Genomic DNA, 19,222 nt, shown 5'->3' on the forward strand with positions numbered 1-19,222 from the left:
TAGCTGTGATGCGGCTGGGCGGTTACTGCTAGGGAAGGGTTGCCGGGCCGGTTACGCTGCTTACGATTGACGATTGCGAGAACGTTTTGCCCCCACCCCGGCCCTCCCCCGTTAACGGGGGAGAGAGTGAGGCGGTGGTTTGGCGTGCGATGGGAAATCATCATGCGGCCCGCCGCAGGGATTCGGTCAGTGATTCGATGCTGGCGGCCTTCGGTTTGACCAGCCAGAACTTGCCGATGTAGTCGCGGAACTCGTCCAGGATCTGCTGCGCCCAGATGCTGCCGGTCAGTTCGCGGTGGCGCTGGATCAGGGCGTGGATGTGCTGCCGGTAGTTTTCGAAACCCTCTGGTGAAATCCGGTGGATGTCGATCAGCTCATGGTTGTAGCGATCGACAAAGTCGCGCTCCATGTCCAGCACATAGGCCAGGCCACCGGTGAAGCCGGCGCCGAAGTTCAGGCCGGTGCGACCCAGCACCATCACTACGCCGTCGGTCATGTATTCGCAGCAGTGATCACCGGCGCCTTCGATCACCGCCAGGGCGCCGGAGTTGCGCACCGCGAAACGCTCACCGGCACGACCAGCGGCGAACAGCTCGCCACCGGTGGCGCCGTACAGGCAGGTGTTGCCGAGAATGGCGGTATTGCGTGCTTCGAAGCGGGCGCCGCGCGGCGGTCGTATCACCAGCCGGCCAGCGGCCATGCCCTTACCGACGTAATCGTTGGCTTCGCCTTCCAGTTCCATGTTCAGGCCGCCGGCATTGAAGGCGCCGAAGCTCTGCCCGGCAGTGCCACGGAAACGCAGCGTCAACGGCGCGTCTTCCATGCCGCGATTGCCATGCGCGCGAGCGATGGCGCCCGACAGGCGAGTGCCGATCGAACGGTCGGTGTTGTGGATCAGGAAACGATGTTCACCGCCGCGCTTGTCGGCGATCGCATCGGCGAGCAGGCCATCGAGCTGGATGGCCAGGCTGTCCGGCGATTCGTACATGCGCTGGGCAGCACAGCGATCGCCATTATCCGGCGTCGGATGCAGCAGCCGCGACAGATCGACATGCACGCCGGGACGCGGTGAAACGTCCAGCTGTTGCAGCAGATCGGTGCGGCCGATGATCTCATCCAGCGAACGCACGCCCAGATACGACAACCACTGCCGCACTTCCTCGCTGAGCAGGCGGAAGTAGTTCTCGACCCGCTCCGGCAGACCGGTGAAGTAGTCGGCGCGCAGGCGTTCGTCCTGGGTGGCGACGCCGGTGGCGCAGTTGTTGAGGTGGCAGATGCGCAGGTATTTGCAGCCCAGCACGATCATCGGGCCGGTGCCGAAGCCGAAACTGTCGGCGCCCAGCAACGCCGCCTTGACCACGTCCAGGCCGGTCTTCAGGCCACCGTCGGTCTGCAGCACCGTGCGATCCCGCAACTGGTTGCCGACCAATGCCTGGTGCGATTCGGCCACGCCCAGTTCCCACGGCACCCCGGCATAACGGATCGAACTGACCGGGCTGGCGCCGGTACCGCCGTCATGGCCGGAAATGGTGATCAGATCCGCACCGGCCTTGACCACGCCGGCGGCAATCGTGCCGACGCCGGCATGCGACACCAGCTTCACCGACACCAGTGCCTGCGGATTGACCTGCTTGAGGTCGTAGATCAGCTGCGCCAGATCTTCGATCGAATAGATGTCGTGGTGCGGTGGCGGCGAGATCAGGCCGATGCCGGGCTTGGCGTAACGCAGCCGCGCGATCATCTCGTTGACCTTGTGCCCGGGCAGCTGGCCGCCTTCGCCCGGCTTGGCGCCTTGCGCGACCTTGATCTGCAGCACTTCGGCGTTGACCAGATATTCCGGGGTGACCCCGAAGCGGCCGGAGGCGACCTGTTTGATCTTGCTGCGCTTGTCGGTCCCGTAGCGGGCCGGGTCTTCGCCACCTTCACCGGAATTGCTGCGCCCGCCGAGACGATTCATCGCAATCGCCAGTGCTTCGTGCGCTTCCGGCGACAACGCGCCCAGGCTGATCGCGGCGGTGTCGAAACGGCTGAGGATGTCGCCGGCATCGCAGACCTGATCCAGCGGCGTCGGCGTCGCCGCCGGCTTCAGCTGCAGCAGATCGCGCAGCGCCGACGGCGGTCGCGAATTGACCACGTCGGCATAGGCCTGCCAATCGCGCATGTCGCCGCTGCGCGCGGCTTTCTGCAGGGTCAGCACCACGTCGGGGTTGTACATGTGGTACTCGCCGCCGTGCACGTACTTGAGCAGGCCGCCGACTTCCGGCGGTTGCAGGTCATTCCAGGCGCGCGCGCTGAGCTGGCGCGCTTCGCTGTCCAGTCGCTCGAAGCCGACCCCGCCAATCCGCGATGGTGTCTCGGCGAAGCACAGCTCGACCACATCCGGATCAAGACCGACGATCTCGAACAATTGCGCACCGCGATAGCTGCTGACGGTGCAGATGCCCATCTTGGAAATGATCTTGGACAGGCCCTTGTAGATGCCCTTGCGGTAGCTGCGGCCAATCTGCGCCTGTTCGCCGCCGGCCTTGAGCTTGAGGATGCCGCGCGTGCCCAGGTCAAACAGAGTCTGGTAGGCCAGGTACGGATACACCGCGGTCGCGCCGAAACCGAGCAGGCAGGCGATATGGTGCGGGTCGCGGGCGGTGCCGGTTTCGATCAGCAGGTTGGAATCACAGCGCAGGCCGACCCGGCTGAGATGATGATGGACCGCGCCGGTCGCCATCAGCGCATGCACCATCGGTCGATCCGGGGTCGGATAGCGGTCGCTCAGCACCAGCATGACCATGCCTTCGCGGGTCGCCGCTTCGGCTTCGGCGCAGATGCGTTCGATGCCGGCCTTCAGTCCTTCGGCCGGGTCGTACGACAGATCGATCAGGCGATGCTTCTGATCGTAGGGCGCCATTTTCAGTATCTGCCGCAGCTTGCGTTGCGACAGCACCGGCGAATTGAGGATGACGTGGTTCACCGTCTCCGGGCCGGCGTGGAAGATGTTGGTCTCCTTGCCGAGCTGGGTCACCAGCGACATCACGCAGTCTTCGCGCAGTGGATCGATCGGTGGATTGGTGACCTGGGCGAAGGCCTGGCGGAAGTAGTCGTACAACGGCCGGGTCTGCTGGCTCAGCACCGCCATCGGGGTGTCATCGCCCATCGATCCAGTCGCTTCCTGGCCAGTTTCGGCCAAAGGCCGCAGCACCATCTCGATTTCTTCGGTGCTGAGCTGGAACAGTTTCTGGTAGCCGCCCAGGGTCTTGCCATCAAACGGCACGTCGGTCAGCGATGGATCAATCAACTCGGTCTGCAGATAGGTCACGCCCTGCTGCAGCCATTGCTTGTACGGCGCACGGCCGCGGTTGATGCGATCAATCGCGTCGCTGTCGAGCAGGTCGCCGCGTTTGAGATCAATCGCCATCATTTCGCCCGGGCCAAGCTTGCCCTTGCGGGTGATGCGCTCGGCTGGCAGTTCCCAGACCCCGGCTTCGGATGCGACCAGGAAGTGGCGGTCGCTGGTCAGCATCCAGCGCGCCGGCCGCAGGCCATTGCGATCCAGCATGCACGCCGCGTAACGGCCATCGCAGGCGACGATGCCGGCCGGGCCGTCCCACGGCTCGGTATTCAGGCCGTAGAACTCGTAGAACGCGGCCAGATCCGGATCCTTGAACTCCAGCGACTGGGTCGCCGGTGGCACCAGGATGCGCAGGGCCTGCAGCAGATCCATGCCGCCAGCGACCAGGATTTCCAGCATGTTGTCCAGGCTCTGCGAGTCCGAACCCTGCATCGAAATCACCGGGTCGAACTCGCCGATCTCGAACTTCGGCGTCTTCCAGACCTTGCTGCGCGCCTGCGCCCAGCGACGATTGCCTTCAATCGTGTTGATTTCGCCGTTGTGTGCCAGCAACCGGAACGGATGCGCCAACGGCCAGCGCGGCAGGGTGTTGGTGGAGAAGCGCTGGTGGAACACAATCGCGCTGGAGCTCAGATCGGTGCGCTGCAGATCGACATAGAAGCGCGACAATTTGTCCGGCAGCACCATGCCTTTGTAGCCAATCGCATACGGCGACAGGCTGACCACATAGAAGTCGGCGCTAACATCGCGCAGCTGTTGTTCGGCACGACGTCGGGCCAGGAACAAAGCCTGCGAGAATGCATCGTCATTGGCCAGCGCCGGATCCTGACCGGCGTTGACGAAAATCTGCTGGATCACCGGCAAGGTGTCCTTGGCCAGTTGCCCGCAGACGCTGTCATCGGTGGCCGGGGTGCGCCAACCGGCGACACTGGCGCCAACCTTGAACAGCTCCGCTTCCAGCAGATCGCGACACTGCGCGGCCAGCGCCGGATCGGCTGGCATGAACACCAGGCCCGAAGCGAACACCGGGTCCAGCCGGATGTTGGAATCGGCGGCCAGCGCCTGCAGGAATGCAGTTGGTTTGCGAATCAGCAGGCCACAGCCATCGCCAGTCAGCCCATCGGCGGCGACACCGCCGCGATGGGTCATCCGCGACAACGCGGAAATCGCGGTATCGACCAGCGCGCGCGACGGTTGATCATCGAGCTGCGCGACCATGCCGAAACCGCATGCATCACGTTCGTCGTTCGGGTCGTACAACCCCGGCTGACAGTTGCCTTGGCGACTGCTAGGGCCCATCTGATCCAAAACCTGTAGTGACGACGACACCGTGCCCTGCCCCCGCAGCGGCACTTCAAAATGTCACCGGAAACTCGATAAAAGCATAGTTGCTGCGGTGCCGCAAGACGCTTGCCACGGTTGCATCTGCAACTGTCGCGGTGGCCTTGTTTTGGTCTGGAAGTGCTTGTTTTCAGCCAGCGATGACCACGGTCGTGATCTCGACACAGGTCCAAGTTTGCATTGCCCGTAGAGCGCAGCTCGCTGCGCTGAACAATCCATCGTTCGACCATGTATGGATGTTGCACGATGAATAGCGCAGCGAGCTGCGCTCTACGGGGGCGTCGCTGCAATCTGCAGATTCAAGCGTGCTAGCCGCAACGGGCGCTGGTGATGCGGTAGTTGCGGTCCAGTTGCAGGTTGAGCCGATCGGCGCGCTGCTGGCTGCCGAACGGCTGCTCGTTGCGGATGACCCGGACCATGCCGGCGTGGGCAGCGGCGCGTGCCGACTCCATCAGTTGCGGGCTGGGCGATTGACCGATGGCGAACTGGGCCGCCCCGGCGTTGCACGGTGGTGCGGGCGGCAAGCTGCTACGTGTTGCGACGGCCGGTGCCCGCGCCGGCGGGTTGGACGCACAGGCCGCGACCAGCAGGGTCGTTGCCACCGCAGCGGTGAAGCGGCTGCCGTTACGGCAGAAAATTTCCATGGCGTATTGCCTCCTGGCGGGTCGGTCGTGTCGACAAAGTGTCGATCAACCGCGGCGCCGGCGCCACTCAACCGCAACGTGCGGCGGTGGCCACGCCCTTGGCGTCGACATCGATATTCAAACGGTTGCCGTTGTATTCCATGGTGATGACCTGGTTGGGTTTCAGGCTGCGCACGGTTTCGGCACCGGCATCGCCGCGGGCCTGTTCCAGCTGTGCGTCGTCCATGGTCTTGCCGATGACCCATTGGGCCTGGGTCTCATCGCAGCTGCCATCCACCGCCGGTGCTGCCAGCGCGGGATCGGCTGGCTCGGCGGCAGCTTCGGCCGCCGCCTGCGAGCGGGCGACGGCGGCGGCCTGCTCGTCCGGATGCGGCGAACCGCAAGCGGTCAACGCCAGCAGAAGCGGCAGGCTGATCAGCGCGATACGTGGCATGAGGTCTCCTGTGGGTGAAGAGAAGGGATAACCAAATCATCACGCATCCAACATTCGCATGTCGTTAACCGCGCCACGACAGAATCGCTGCATGTCCGCCGTCCCCGCCTCCGATACACCCCTCGACCAGCCCGACCCGGCTGCGCTTGAACATGCCCGCCAGGCGGGACTGCGCTATGTCAGCGACAGCGATGGCGGGATCAGCCGGCGCCGCCAGGGCAAGGGCTTCAGCTACCGGCTGCCGGACGGCAGGCCGCTACGCGATGCCAGTACCCTGCAGCGCATCCGGCAACTGGCGATTCCGCCGGCCTATGTCGATGTCTGGATCTGCAGCAACCCGCGCGGGCACCTGCAGGCCACCGGCCGCGACGCGCGCGGACGCAAGCAGTACCGCTACCACCCGCAATGGACCGCGATACGCGACGGCGGCAAGTTCGATCGCATCATCGCTTTCGGACAGGCATTGCCGCGACTGCGGCGGCGGTTGCGGACGGATCTGCGGCTGCCGGGACTGCCGCAACGCAAGGTGCTGGCGCTGGTGGTGGCGGTGATGGCCGAGACCCTGATCCGGGTCGGCAACGCCAACTACACCCGCGACAATCATTCGTTCGGACTGACCACGTTGCGCAATCGCCACGTCGAGTTCGCTCGCGGCGGCGCCCGCCTGCAGTTCCGTGGCAAGAGCGGCAAGCCGCAGACGGTGCAGATCGATGATCCGCGCTTGGCGCGGCTGGTGCGCCGTTGCCATCAATTGCCGGGGCACGCGTTGTTCCAGTATCGCGATGACGATGGCCAGCTGCAGCCGGTGGATTCGGGCCAGATCAACGCCTATCTGGGCGAGGTGATGGGCACCGACTTCAGCGCCAAGGATTTCCGCACCTGGGGTGCGACCCTGGCCGCGTTCCAGCAACTGGCCGCCACCCCGTTGCCGGAACCGGCGAGTGAGCGCGCACTGGCAGGCTGCGAGAAGGACGCCATCACCATCGTCGCCGGGCGCCTGGGCAACACCGTCAGTGTCTGCCGCAAGGCCTATGTCGACCCGGTGGTGCTGGAAGGCTGGCGCGACGGCCGGGTGCAGCGTTACGCCGCGTCAGCGCGCGGCGAGCGGCAATGGGAGCAGGCGGCGCTCAGGTTCCTCAAGGCGGCGCATCGATCCACGCGACCCAGCCGATCAGCAACCCGACGGTCATAGCGCGCCACTCGCTCCGCCGTCGTCATCGCTATTGATCGGCATCTTCCGCGCCCCCCCAGGGGGGGGATTCAAGGATGCGGATATCGGCGTCGGCGAACGAACCGGCGGCAAAACTCAGCCGCAGGTGATCGCGGTGATCACGTTGCTGGCGTCGAGGCTGACGTTGACCCGGTCCGGCTTGTATTCCCGGGTGACCGGCTGGTTGGGTGCCAACGGCCGGATCAGGCCTGCGCCACTTTCCTGCCAGACCCGGCGCAGGGTGTCCTGATCGCCGGTCTTGCCGATCGCCCATTGCACCTTGTCGGCATGACAGGCACCGGCTGGAACCGGGAACGCCGGCGCCGGACCACCGGTGACGCGGGCAGGCTCGGGCGCGCTGGAGGCACAGGCCGTCAAACCCAGCATGAGACCGAGGCCGGCGACACGCAGGACGTGGATGATGGGATGGATGGGCATGGGCGCGACTCCTTTGCGGGGCTCCAGTGTGCGGCAAGCCGTCGGCGGGGCTCAAGCGTTGCCTGGCTGCGGGTGGGTTTGCGCTGCCACAGCGGTACCTGGTTGATGGTGACTGGCTTGGTTTTGCCCCCACCCCAGCCCTCCCCCGCAAGCGGAGGAGGGAGCAGAAAACTGATATGGATGGGAAGTGATCTCACCCTCGCATGCAGTGAAGGCACAGAACATGGGCATAAATTCCGCGCTTGAACTGCTCCCTCCTCCGCTTGCGGGGGAGGGCTGGGGTGGGGGCTGGCGGCAAGCTAAAGCATTCAAAAGCCGGCACACCGCGTTAACCGCCCAGGTAAACCCGTGGCACCCGTTTCAGTCCGCACAGCAGCTGGTAGGCGCTGGTGCCGCACTGGGCGGCCAGTTGCGCCGCCGTGGGCGCGCCCTCGCCCCATAGCCTGACTACGCTGCCAACACCGGCTTGCGGATGGTCGCTCAGGTCGACGGTCAGCATATCCATCGACACCCGCCCGATCACGCAACCATTGCGGCCATCAATCGACACCGGCGTGCCATTGGGTGCGAACTGCGGATAGCCATCGGCATAGCCCATCGCCACCACGCCGACCCGGGTCGGTTGATCGGTGACGAAGCGACCGCCGTAGCCGATCGGTTCGCCGGCATCCAGGGTGCGCACGGCGATGACCCGCGATTCCAGTGTCATCACCGGCTGCAGTTGCGACGCGCGCACGTCGTCGCCAGCCAACGGACTGGCGCCGTACAACATCAGGCCCGGTCGTGCCCAGTCATTGCGCAGCTGCGGCCAGGCCAGCAAAGCGGGGGAATTGGACAGGCTCAGCGCCGGGCCGGCAGCGCCGGCCAGTAGCTGCACGCTGTCGACAAAGCTGGCGGCCTGCTCGGCGGTGCGCGGGCAATCGGGTTCGTCAGCGCGGGCGAAGTGGCTCATCGCCACCATCAGTTGCACATGCGCCATGGCGGCCAGACGCTGCCAAACGGTGGCGTATTCGCCAGGCGACAGGCCCAGACGATGCATGCCGGTGTCCATCTTCAGCCAGACTTTCAAGCGCTTGCCGCTCATGTATGCGCTTGTCGCCGCGGCTTCCAGCGCATCGATCTGCCACTGCGAATGCAGCACGCACCACAGCTCGTGCTGGATCAGCAGTGGCAATTCGCTGGCTTCGAAGAACCCTTCCAGCAACAGGATCGGAGCGCTGATACCCGCTTCGCGCAGGGCCAGTGCCTCTTCGATGCAGGCCACCGCGAAGCCGTCCGCTTCGCCCTGCAACGCCTGCGCGCAGCGCACCGCGCCGTGGCCATAGGCGTCGGCCTTGACCACGGCCAGTGCCTTGCCGCCACCCAGGCGGCGGGCCAGACGGTAGTTGTGGCGAAGCGCGGAAAGATCGATCAGCGCGCGGGCTGGGCGCATGGTTCTGGCGTTTGGCTCGGCGTGTTGCCGCGATGGCTATGGTAGCGGGAGATGTCCAGGCCTTCGCTGCTGATCTGCGGCTGCCGCTGCGCCATCAGATCGGCCAGGTAGCGGCCGGAACCGCAGGCCATGGTCCAGCCAAGCGTGCCATGGCCGGTGTTGATGAACAGGTTCGGCAACGAAGTGCCGCCGACCACCGGGGTGCCGTCCGGCGTTGCCGGGCGCAGCCCGGTCCAGAAGCTGGCCTGGGCCAGGTCGCCACCCTGCGGATACAGATTGTTGACCACTTTCTCCAGGGTCGCGCGGCGGCGCGGCTGCAGCGAGGTGTCGAAACCGGATACTTCGGCCATGCCGCCAACCCGGATGCGGTTGTCGAAACGGGTGATCGCGACCTTGTAGCTTTCATCCAGGATGGTCGACGTGGGCGCGGCGGCGGCATCGGTGATCGGCACTGTCAGCGAGTACCCCTTCAGCGGATAGACCGGCAGGCGGATACCCAGCGGCGCCAGCAGCCGCGGCGAATAGCTGCCCAGCGCCAGCACGTAGCGATCAGCGGTTTCCAGCCGGCCGTTGATGCGCACGCCGGTGATGCGGCCGCCATCGCCATGGATCGATTCGATGTCCTGGTTGAAACGGAACTCCACGCCTGCCTGCTGCGCCAGCGCCGCCAGCCGCTGGGTGAACAGGTTGCAGTCGCCGGTCTGATCATTGGGCAGGCGCAGGCCGCCGACCAGCGCGGCCGAGGCATTGGCCAGCGCAGGCTCATGGGCAACCACGCCGGCGCGATCCAGCAGTTCGAACGGCACGCCGTACTGGCGCAGCACGGCGATGTCCTTGGCCGCATCGTCCAGCTGCGCCTGGGTGCGGAACAGCTGGATGGTGCCAAGCTGGCGGCCTTCATAGTCGATGCCGGTCTCGGCAGCCAGTTGATTGAGGCTGTCGCGGCTGTATTCGGACAGGCGCACCATCCGCGCCTTGTTGATGGCGTAGCGGTCGGCAGTGCAGTTGCGCAGCATCTGCGCCAGCCACAGGTACTGCTGCGGGTCCAGGCCGGGCTTGATCGCCAGCGGCGCATGCCTGGAGAACAGCCACTTCAGCGCTTTCAACGGTACCCCGGGCGCGGCCCACGGCGAGGCATAGCCGGGCGAAATCTGGCCGGCGTTGCCATAGCTGGTTTCGGCCGCCGCGCCGGACTGGCGATCGACCACGGTCACCTCGAATCCGGCCTGGGCCAGATACCACGCGCTGCAGGTGCCGATGACCCCTGCGCCCAACACCATCACCTTCATGACCGCCTCGCCAGAGATTTGCCTGCTTTTGCTGGCAGGCATTGGAAGAAGCGCGCAGTATATGGATGTGATTGCAGTTATATTTTCTGAAGTTTCTGGATGTTCAGGTGAATTTGCCTGTCACATCCGTGTTTGCCGGAGAGGCCATGAACGAGCGACGCCGCGAGCTGGACAAGATCGACCGCAACATCCTGCGGGTACTGCAGCAGGAAGGGCGGATTTCGTTCACCGAACTGGGCGAACGGGTGGGCCTGTCGACCACGCCCTGCACCGAGCGGGTGCGGCGGCTGGAACGCGACGGCGTCATCACCGGCTACTACGCGCGGCTCAACCCGCAACACGTCAAGGCGACGATGCTGGTGTTCGTCGAGATCAGCCTGACCTACAAGTCCGGCGACATCTTCGAGGAATTCCGCCGCGCCGCGCTGAGGCTGCCCAACGTGCTGGAATGCCATCTGGTCTCCGGCGACTTCGACTATCTGATCAAAGCCCGCATCTCGGAAATGGCCAGCTACCGCAAGCTGCTTGGCAGCACCCTGCTGACCCTGCCCAACGTGCGCGAATCGAAGAGCTACATCGTCATGGAAGAGGTCAAGGAAACCCTGGCCTTGCCGATTGCCGATTGATGCAGATTGGATTGCAGACCTTGGTGCCATGCAAAATCGGCATGTTGGTCGCTGATCCGGCGCTCAGTAGCCGTGTTGGCTGTTGATGCCCCCACCCCAGCCCCCGTATCGAGTACGGGGCAGGCTCTCCCCCGCAAGCGGAGGAGGGAGTGATCCATGCAGGCCGATGCTTTACTGCCGCTTGCTGGACACACAGAATCAGTGGCTGCTGGCTGCTTGCGTCACAACAACGGCTGCACGTTGATGTCGCGTTCGCCGCGCAGGCTCTGCAGGCGGCGTTGGGCGCTGTCGATCATGCCGGGGTCGTCGATGCTGCGGTACAGCGCCAGCATCGCCCAGGCCACCCGGTAGTCCCGCGAGGCGAAGGAATCCAGGTCGCCGAGGATCGCGGCGGCGCCGTCGGCATTGCCGCTGCGCATCAACAAGTCCACCTGCAGCAATCCCAGCTGCACGCGCAGTTCCGGGCTGGCGATGCTGTCGGCCGTGGCGGCAGCGGCACGTGCCTGGCGCAGCGCGCTGGCGTTGTCGCCGCCGGCCTGGGCCAGCATCGCGGCAATGATCGCGCTCTCGGTGGCGCTCTCCGGATCGCCGTGATCGCTGCCGGCCAGCCAACGCTGCTGCCAGGCGCGGGCGTTGCCGGCATCGCCTTCACGCAGGGCTATCTGGATTGCCGCCAGCGCCAGCCCGGCCGTCAATGAGGTGTCGGCCGCCGGCAGTTGCCGCATCAACGCGGCGGCGGCGTTGCCATCGCCCCTGGCTGACAACAGGCGCAGGCGCAGTTCCTGCAGCACGCTGGGGTCCAGGTTGCCGTCACTGCCCTGCAGGCGGGCGATGCCGTTGGCCGCATCCTCCAGCCGGCCGTTGGCCAGCTGCACCCGCGTCTTGACCACGCGGATGCGGTTGGCCAGATACGGATCTTCCAGGCTGCCGATCAGCGCATCGGTGCGATCGATGGTGGCCAGAGCCTCCTCCGGCTGGACCAGGTTCAACTGGCTCTCGGCCTTGGCGGTCAACGTGGCGGCCAGATAGTCGTGCACGTCGAACCGATCAAACACCGCAATGGCGCGATCAAACTCCTGCAGCGCCTGCGGATAATGGCCGCGCATGACCTCGATGCTGCCCAGGTTGCTGCCCACCATCGCCGCTTCGACAAAATCACCGGAACGCTGCATCGCGATACGGGCACGGCCCATGTCGCTGACCGCTTCGGCCATCTTGCCCTGGTTGACCCGGGCCACGCCGCGGCCGTTGTAGGCGTTGCCGAGCATCGCCGGCGCTTCCTGGCCGCTGTCCTGTTCCAGAATCTGCAGGGCGGCGGTGTAGCCGGCTTCAGCGCTGGCGAAATCGCGGTTGCGAATGGCAATGGCGCCCTGGCCCATCAGCGCGCGGGCACGGATGTCAGGCGCGATGTCCGGCTGCATGCTCAACAGGCGCTGGAAAATGTCCTCGGCCTGGCCGAGGTGGCCGGCGCGGTATTCGAGCTGGCCTTCGCGTACGCGCAGGCGTGGATCCCGGCGTTGCGCGGCTGGCGCGCGCTCGATCAGTTCGCGCGCGGCGTTGACCTGCCCGGCCAGCAGTTCGGCATCGACCTGCTGGACCCGCTCGGTCAACGGGCTGGGCAGGCGTTCGCCGGCCGGCGTGGCCCGGTCCAGCCGTCGCAACCATGAATCGGTGGCCTGGGCGGCGGCCATCAGAGGCGTCGCCGCCTCGGCCTTGATTGCATGGATACCGTCGTTGCTGCGGGTTTCCAGGCGCAGCGTCCAACCGCCACGCATGTGCTCGGCCTGCGGGGTCAGGATCCAGCGTGCGCCAGTGTCCTGCTGCAGTTGCTGCCAATCGTCATCGCTGAAGTTGGCGGTGTCGCCGAAGCGGGTGCTCAGGTGCAGGGTCTGGTCGCTGGGCAGCACCTTGAGGCCGGCGCGACGCAGGCGGCTGGCGATGTAGTCCATCGCCCCCAATCTTACCCAGGCGTTCTCGCCATTGGCCGGCGTCACCGTTACTGGCAGCACCACCACCAGATCTTCGGTAGCCGATCCGGCCATCGGTGCTTCGGCACGATGGCTGGCCCACCACCACCAGCCGCCAACGGCCAGCACCAGTACCATCACCGGCAGCAGCCACCACCAACGCGACAACCGCGTGCGTGGTGGCGCGTCACGCCGGGGGCTGCCGATGGTGGCATCAGTGGCTGCCGCTGGCGCCTGCCTGGCGACCTCGAGCGTGGATACCGGCACGGCAACTGCCACCTGGGTGCCATCGGCCCCACTGTCCGGCGCGGCTTCGTCCGCCTCGGCGCTATCGGTGGCATCGCTTTGCTGGATTTCCTCGACGGGCGCGACCCAGCGGTAGCCGAAGCGCGGCACGGTCCGGATCATGCCCTGGCGTTCGCCGGAATCATCCAGCACCTTGCGTGCGCGCAACAGCGTCTGCGCGACTACGGTGTCGTTGACTTCGACCCGGCCCCAGACCGCGGCAATCAGTTCATCGCGACCCACCGCCCGCTCGCGATTGGCCAGCAGGTAGGTCAGGCATTCGAACGACTTGGGCGGCAGCGCCACCCGTTCGCCATTGCGCGAGAGTTCGCGTGAAGCGGGGTCCAGTTCAAACTCGCCAAACCGGTACCGCGGTAGGCGCATGCGCAAAATCTGCCTTTCATTTCCGCCCTGACATCACCATGCATCAGGCTGCCAATCCATCTTAAGCGATTTGCCCGGCATGTGCGGCAGACCCCGCATTGCATGCGCTGGCGGTCACGATTGTGGCCGCACTCCGACTTCGAAGGCGGCGCTGCGGGCGGCCTGGTCGGCGCGCTCCCAGGCACGGCGATAGAGAAAACGCAGGCGTACCCGTCCCGGACGGGTGGCGCGGAAATTCCAGATCTGATGGGTGCCGGCGGCGGGGCCGGGCATCTTCGATTGCAGCGGACCGGCACCGGGATCGGTTTCGATGCTCAGGCCGGGTGGCAGGTCGCCGTCCAGTTCCCAGGCATAGCCACTGGCCGGGCTGGTATCCAGTTCCACCCGCAGCGTCTGGCCGACCATCAACTGGACCGCCGCGCCGGCGTCGGCGGCGCGCAGCCGTACCGCCTGCTGGACCGCGCTCGCGGCCGGATGAGTGGGCGAAGCCGTGGCAGGGGTATCGGTACCGCGTTGGCAGCTGGCAGCCACGGCCGCCAGCAGCAAGCTGGCTGGAATGCGAATCTGCGACTTGATGACACGACTCCGAGTGAAGGCGATCGGGGGCCATGGCCCCCGATCGGTACTGCGTTGCTTCATCGCCGATCAGCGCACGGTCGCGCGGATCAGCACACCAGCGGCAGCAGCGGTGGCGGTGACCTTGACGTAATAGGTACCGGCGGCGGGGCTGTTGATGGTGATGGTCTGGTTGGTGCCCGGGCGGACCGAGGAACCGACGTTGGAGGTCGGGTACGGTTCGCTTTCGTACTGGCTGTACAGGGTCACCGTGCCGCGGCCGCTGTAGGTCAGCAGATCCAGGCGGGTCGCGCCTTCGGGCACCTTGATGCCGAAGATCTGGCTTTCACCGGCAGCCAGCGGCGGCACCGCCGTGGCAATGCCGCTGGCCAGCGGATTGGCGCTGATCGGCTGGCCGAAGGTCGCCGCCTTCTGCACCGCCAGTTCGGCATTGAGGATGCCCGAACCGATGACCTTGTCGACCTTGACCGGGAACGGACGCGCGGTGGCCTTGAGCAGGCCTTCGACCTGCGACGGGCTCAACGGCTTGGGCGCCACCGACTGCATCAGCGCGACCACGCCGACCACGTGCGGGGTCGCCATCGAGGTGCCGGCCATGCCGCCGAAAGCGGGGTCGCCTTCGCTGGTGGTGCTGGCGTTGACGGTCGACCAGACCACGTCGTCAGCGCCGCCGCCACCGCCACCCGGTGCCGACAGATCGACGGTGGCACCGTAGTTGGAGTAGCCGGCGCGCTGGCCAGTCTTGCTGGTCGCACCAATGGTCACTACGTTGCTGCAGCTGGCCGGCGAATGCTGCGCGGCATCGCCATTGTCGTTGCCGGCCGCAACCACGACCGTCGCACCCAGCGATACCGCGGTGTTGATGGCGTCCTGCATGACCTGCGGGCACAACTGGTCCGAACCCAGGCTGAGGTTCAGCACTTCGGCCGGATTGGGGTTGGCCGGCACGCCGGCAACGCTGCCGCCGGCGGCCCAGATGATCGCATCGGCGACGTCCGAATCGTAACCACCGCAGCGACCGAGCACACGCACCGGCACCACTTTGGCGTTGTAGGCGATGCCGGCGCCGCCAGCGTTGTTGTTGGTGACTTCGGCGATGGTGCCGGAGACGTGGGTACCGTGCCAGCTGCTGTCCTTGGCGGCCTGGCCCGAGTAGCACTCGTTGGCCACGTTCCAGTCACCCAGATCCCAACCACCGGCCACACGCTCATCGTTTTCGCGGCGGGAAACAAAGCTGTCGGTGATGAAGTCGTAACCGGGCAGCAGGTTGGCCACCAGATCCGGATGATGGGTTGCGCCGGTGTCGATCACCGCCACCACCACGCCTTCGCCGGTGCTCTGCTTCCAGGCTTCGGTCACCCGTGCGCCACCGGCACCGGTGCCGTAATGCCACTGCTGGTACTGGGTCAGATACGGATCGTTGGGCAGGGCATCGGCGTGCACGCGGCCATCGACGGCGACGTATTCGACATTCGGGTCCGCGGCCAGCGTCTGCATCAGGCTCTGCGCCTGGGCGCGGGTCATCTTGCGTGATGCGCGAACCACGTTCATGCCCCGGCCGGTGCTGCGCAGGCTGGTCAGGCTGAGGCCGGCGGCCTTGCCCTTGGCAGTGCTCTGGGTACCGAAGATTGGCAGCGCGCGGGTCGCCACCGCGTCCAGTGATTTCTGGCGGGCGACAGCCTGGGTCCTGGCGCTGCTGCCGTCCTTGTACTTGACGATGAAGCGCGGAGTGTTGCTGAGGGTGGCATCGTCCAGTGCGCTGTAATCGATGCGGGCGCCGGCGGCCATCGCCGGGGCGCAGATGCCGGCCAGGATCAGGCTGAGGGCGGTTTTGCGGATAACCATGTCGTGATTCCTAAGAAAGGTGTGAAGTGCCGGGGCACCGTTGCGGCACCCCGGTTCAGGTCTTGATGGGTGTTACAGATCGATGCCGAAACCGACGCCGGCGGAGGTGTCATCGCCGGAGAACGCGCCGCCGATGCTGATGCTGGCGCGCTCGCCAATCTGCTTGCCGTAGCCCACCGACAATGCGCTTTCGCCGTTCTGCCAACCGGCACCGACGGCCACGCGGCCACGTGCGCTGCGGCCATTGGCGGCGTTGATCGCCATGTTCATCATCGCCGAGCTCATCGCGCCCTGACGGTCGATGCGCTGGTCCTGCTCGGCCAGGCGATGATCGATCGACTGGTTGAGCTGGCTGAAGCTGTCATCCCACGATTGCAGTTTGGAATCGGTGTAGGCATTCGCGCTGGTCAGGGTCTGGGTGGCGGTGCTGTCGGTGTAGCTGTTGGCCGCGGTCAGGGTCTCGGCATCGCCTGCCTGCATCTGTTCGACGTTGGCGGCATCGGTGGCGGCGGTGCCGGCGGCGACATTGGTCACCCGGCGTTCGTGGCCGGTCGAACCCATCGACACGGTGTTGGCTTCGCTGGCAACCGAGCCCTGGCCGATGGCCACTGCATTGGCGGCGGTGACCGACGCGCCCTGGCCCACCGCGGTACCGCTGGCGGCGGTGACGCTGCTGTCGGCGCCTACTGCAACCGAGTTGGTGCCGGCGGCGCTGATGCTGGCGTTGTCACCGACGGCGGTGCTGCCGTCGGCGCCGATGACCGCACCATTGCCGATGGCGGTGTCCCGTCCGTCGGTTGCCATGCTGCCGTCACCCATCGCCAGGCCCTTGCCGCCACCGCGTGGCACGCCACCACTTGCCGGATTACCCGACGGTGCGTTTTCCAGCGTGGTCACCCGTGCGGCCAGACCGTCGTACGTCGAGTTGATCTTGCCAATCAGGCTGTCCACGCCTGCGAATGCATCACCCACGTTGCCGTAGGTGGCTCCGCCCAACATGTAGCTTGGCGCTGACAGCATGCCGTTCACGTCCAGGGTAGCGCCACCACCGAATGCGGAGGCCACGCCATTGAGCTGGGCCACGCCATCGGCGCCGACCGCGACCAGTGCGTTGTTCAATTGCGCCAGGTTCACCGCATCGGTGTCGTCGGTACCGGCCGCCACATTGGTGATCTGGCGTTCGTAACCCACCGAACCCACCGACACCGTGTTGGCCCGGTCAGCGACCGAGTACGCACCCAGCGCCACCGAATCGTCTTCCAGGGCGATGCTGTTGTAACCCAGGGACACGCTGTTGGCACCGAGAGCGAACGCACTGGTACCGGCGGCCAGGCTGGCTTCACCACCCGCATAGGCGTAAGCACCCAATGCGGTGGCATTGCTCATGTCAGCCACGCTGCCGTTGCCATACGCAGAGGCCGAATCAGCCATTGCCTGAGCGGCATTGCCATAGGCGGCCGCGCCGTCTGCCCATGCGATGGAACTGGAACCGCTGGCGATTGCATTCGCAGCGGTGGCCTGGGCTCCGGATCCGATGGCAATGGCCTGCTCACCATTGACGTACGACTGGGTACCGATGGCCAACGCATTGCTGAAGGTATCGCCCCGGTCCTCGCCAATCTTGGCTCCGGTACCGATGGCCGTATTGCCAGTGCCCCACCCACCCCAGACCTCAGCGCCATGGCCAAAGGCGATGTCATCATCGTAGGTGGCCAGCGAGTTGTCCCCGAAGGCCATCCCGTAACGGCCATAAGCGATGCTGGCGTTGCCGATGGCCACCGAGAATGCATCGTGGGTCAGGCTGTCCAGGCCAATTGCGATGCTGGCGTGGCCCGCTGCATACGAGCGGAAGCCAACTGCAACGTTGCCGTTGACCACGGTCGGATCGGTATCGTTGTAGGTGTTCCAATACGGGTCAGTGATCGCGCTGTCACCGCCCGCGGTTCGTGCCGCCGGGCCAATTGCGGTGTCATAGTTGCCCCAGCCGCTGGCGCCACCACCGAACACCTGCGAGCCATAACCCAAAGAAGCCGCACGGCCATAGGAGCTGCTCAGACGGGGTGCTTTGGGAGCATTGCCCCTGGCGAGATCGATATCAAGGAAACCGCCCACTGCCGTTGAATTGGTTCCGACCGAGTAGGTGAAATTACCAATCGCGGTGCTGCCAGGGCCATAGGCGGTGGCACTGTAGCCAAATGCCGAGCCGGTCCCGCTGACGGCTGCCGCGCTGTTACCGACCACCGTGTTGTTCTGGTCCTTGTAAATCACACCGAGCTGCTTATGTCCGTCCGCATCCAGAATCGGGACGCCGCGTTCGTCATAAAGCCCGAGGACACGATCGCCCAGTGTCGTAGCACTCGCACCGATAACCACGTTGCCGGTGCCTTGAGAGGATGCGGCATTGCCGACCACAACCGAGTTGGTCGCTGGGCGATAGTCGTAGGTGATATTGTTGTCGCCGTACTGGTAGAGCCAGTTGCCTACTTTGGCTTCAGCCTTGGCGCCGGTACCAATGACGATGGTGCCGTTACCGTTGGCGCGGGCGCCATTGCCCATGGCAATGCCATTCTGGTTGGCGCCGGTGACGGTGGTGGTCACCAGCGTGGTGACACCGGCGGCGGTGGTCGACGTGGTCGTCATCGTCGACTGTTCAACCGATGCCCCGGAGCCGAAGGCAAGGTTGTTGGCGCCGTTGGTACGAGCGCCATTGCCCAATGCCACGCTGCCACCGTTGTTACCGGTGGCCGCCACGGTGTCGGTGGTGGTCGTCGCCGGGTCCGGCTGGGTCGGGTTGTTGAAGACGGTGGTCTTGACCGTGGTCGTCTTCACTGCCTGGGTCTTGCTCTGGTTGCCGATGGCCATGCTGTTGTCCTGGCCTGCCACCGAATTCACGCCGATGGCGGTGGCGTTGGCACCGACGGCCTGGGCGGCGGCGCCCAGCGCGGTCGAACCGGCGCCGGCGGCCCAGGTGATCTCATTGGCGTCAACCAGGCCGTCGCCGTCCAGGTCCACCCACGAACCGACCGCGGTCGCGTTCTTGCCATCGGCCTTGGCCTCGGCACCGGTGGCGATGGATGCGTCGCCGTTGGCCTGGGCGCCCGGACCGCAGGCCAGCGCATCGGCGCCGGCGGCGGTGCTGTCGACGGCGACGGGATTACCGTTCTCGTCCACCAGCTGGCAGCTGGTGCCGGCGTACAATGGCAGTGACATGGCGGACAGCAGGGCGGCGGTCAGCACGCGGCGGCGCAGGTGTTGGGCAGTTGGCTTACGGGGCATGTTGGCTCTCGGTTGGATGAATGGGGGGTGGTCACTGGCGGCCGTCCGATGCCGCACCTCTCCCCTCCAACGTCGCTCCGTCTGCCTCGACCGGCTTGAAAACTTGATGACAACGCATGCCAGCTCCATCACA

12 protein-coding genes are annotated in these 19,222 nt (G+C 65.7%); 2 read left to right on the forward strand and 10 right to left on the reverse strand.

The window, feature by feature from the left end:
* Positions 1–160 precede the first annotated feature (160 nt).
* The 3 genes from gltB to ABB29_RS00670 all read right to left on the reverse strand — a co-directional run bounded on the left by gltB (position 161) and on the right by ABB29_RS00670 (position 5,761).
* On the reverse strand, positions 161–4,642 hold the full coding sequence (gene gltB / locus ABB29_RS00660; protein ID WP_057656676.1) for a glutamate synthase large subunit: 4,482 nt from the start codon (positions 4,640–4,642) through the stop codon (positions 161–163).
* A gap of 350 nt (positions 4,643–4,992) precedes the next feature.
* Positions 4,993–5,328, reverse strand: coding sequence for a hypothetical protein (locus ABB29_RS00665; protein ID WP_057656677.1), 336 nt, complete (start codon positions 5,326–5,328; stop codon positions 4,993–4,995).
* 67 nt (positions 5,329–5,395) lie between these two features.
* Positions 5,396–5,761 (reverse strand): I78 family peptidase inhibitor, encoded by a 366-nt coding sequence (locus ABB29_RS00670; protein WP_057656678.1) that lies wholly within the window; start codon positions 5,759–5,761, stop codon positions 5,396–5,398.
* 91 nt (positions 5,762–5,852) lie between these two features.
* Here ABB29_RS00670 and ABB29_RS00675 point away from each other — a divergent pair, with 91 nt between their 5' ends.
* Positions 5,853–6,953: a DNA topoisomerase IB gene (locus ABB29_RS00675; protein ID WP_245622497.1), complete on the forward strand. Its 1,101-nt coding sequence runs from the start codon at positions 5,853–5,855 to the stop codon at positions 6,951–6,953.
* 114 nt (positions 6,954–7,067) lie between these two features.
* Here ABB29_RS00675 and ABB29_RS00680 read toward each other — a convergent pair whose 3' ends face one another.
* From ABB29_RS00680 to ABB29_RS00690, 3 genes are all read right to left on the reverse strand, one after another.
* On the reverse strand, positions 7,068–7,409 hold the full coding sequence (locus ABB29_RS00680) for an I78 family peptidase inhibitor (protein WP_057656680.1): 342 nt from the start codon (positions 7,407–7,409) through the stop codon (positions 7,068–7,070).
* Between the two features lie 328 nt (positions 7,410–7,737).
* Positions 7,738–8,841 carry an alanine racemase gene (alr, locus tag ABB29_RS00685; RefSeq protein ID WP_057656681.1) on the reverse strand — a complete coding sequence of 368 codons (1,104 nt, stop codon included), beginning with the start codon at positions 8,839–8,841 and terminating at the stop codon, positions 7,738–7,740.
* Positions 8,820–10,130: a D-amino acid dehydrogenase gene (locus tag ABB29_RS00690; protein WP_057656797.1), complete on the reverse strand. Its 1,311-nt coding sequence runs from the start codon at positions 10,128–10,130 to the stop codon at positions 8,820–8,822. The genes alr and ABB29_RS00690 overlap by 22 nt, the downstream gene beginning before the upstream one ends.
* Positions 10,131–10,276: 146 nt before the next feature.
* On the opposite strand from ABB29_RS00690, the gene ABB29_RS00695 reads away from it, so the two are divergent.
* Positions 10,277–10,756, forward strand: coding sequence for a winged helix-turn-helix transcriptional regulator (locus ABB29_RS00695; RefSeq protein WP_057656682.1), 480 nt, complete (start codon positions 10,277–10,279; stop codon positions 10,754–10,756).
* A 221-nt stretch (positions 10,757–10,977) separates the two neighbouring features.
* On the opposite strand, the gene ABB29_RS00700 is transcribed toward ABB29_RS00695, so the two are convergent.
* From ABB29_RS00700 to ABB29_RS00715, 4 genes are all read right to left on the reverse strand, one after another.
* Entirely contained in the window at positions 10,978–13,392 is a 2,415-nt protein-coding gene (locus ABB29_RS00700) for a winged helix-turn-helix domain-containing protein (protein ID WP_057656683.1), read from the reverse strand.
* A gap of 114 nt (positions 13,393–13,506) precedes the next feature.
* Positions 13,507–13,923, reverse strand: coding sequence for a protease inhibitor I42 family protein (locus tag ABB29_RS00705; RefSeq protein WP_170185829.1), 417 nt, complete (start codon positions 13,921–13,923; stop codon positions 13,507–13,509).
* Between the two features lie 114 nt (positions 13,924–14,037).
* Positions 14,038–15,813, reverse strand: a complete 1,776-nt coding sequence (locus ABB29_RS00710) for a S8 family peptidase (RefSeq protein WP_057656685.1) — start codon at positions 15,811–15,813, stop codon at positions 14,038–14,040.
* Between the two features lie 72 nt (positions 15,814–15,885).
* Positions 15,886–19,089: a YadA-like family protein gene (locus ABB29_RS00715; RefSeq protein WP_170185830.1), complete on the reverse strand. Its 3,204-nt coding sequence runs from the start codon at positions 19,087–19,089 to the stop codon at positions 15,886–15,888.
* Positions 19,090–19,222: the final 133 nt, after the last annotated feature.

Source organism: Pseudoxanthomonas dokdonensis (genome assembly GCF_001431405.1).
In the GTDB taxonomy this organism is placed as follows: Bacteria; Pseudomonadota; Gammaproteobacteria; order Xanthomonadales; family Xanthomonadaceae; genus Pseudoxanthomonas_A; species Pseudoxanthomonas_A dokdonensis.

Coding starts and splice junctions, on each gene's coding strand:
- ABB29_RS00675 (WP_245622497.1), top strand. CDS start 5,853: ATGTCCGCCGTCCCCGCCTCCGATACACCCCTCGACCAGCCCGACCCG.
- ABB29_RS00700 (WP_057656683.1), bottom strand. CDS start 13,392: ATGCGCCTACCGCGGTACCGGTTTGGCGAGTTTGAACTGGACCCCGCT.
- ABB29_RS00715 (WP_170185830.1), bottom strand. CDS start 19,089: ATGCCCCGTAAGCCAACTGCCCAACACCTGCGCCGCCGCGTGCTGACC.
- ABB29_RS00690 (WP_057656797.1), bottom strand. CDS start 10,130: ATGAAGGTGATGGTGTTGGGCGCAGGGGTCATCGGCACCTGCAGCGCG.
- ABB29_RS00670 (WP_057656678.1), bottom strand. CDS start 5,761: ATGCCACGTATCGCGCTGATCAGCCTGCCGCTTCTGCTGGCGTTGACC.
- gltB (WP_057656676.1), bottom strand. CDS start 4,642: ATGGGCCCTAGCAGTCGCCAAGGCAACTGTCAGCCGGGGTTGTACGAC.
- alr (WP_057656681.1), bottom strand. CDS start 8,841: ATGCGCCCAGCCCGCGCGCTGATCGATCTTTCCGCGCTTCGCCACAAC.
- ABB29_RS00680 (WP_057656680.1), bottom strand. CDS start 7,409: ATGCCCATCCATCCCATCATCCACGTCCTGCGTGTCGCCGGCCTCGGT.
- ABB29_RS00695 (WP_057656682.1), top strand. CDS start 10,277: ATGAACGAGCGACGCCGCGAGCTGGACAAGATCGACCGCAACATCCTG.
- ABB29_RS00665 (WP_057656677.1), bottom strand. CDS start 5,328: ATGGAAATTTTCTGCCGTAACGGCAGCCGCTTCACCGCTGCGGTGGCA.
- ABB29_RS00710 (WP_057656685.1), bottom strand. CDS start 15,813: ATGGTTATCCGCAAAACCGCCCTCAGCCTGATCCTGGCCGGCATCTGC.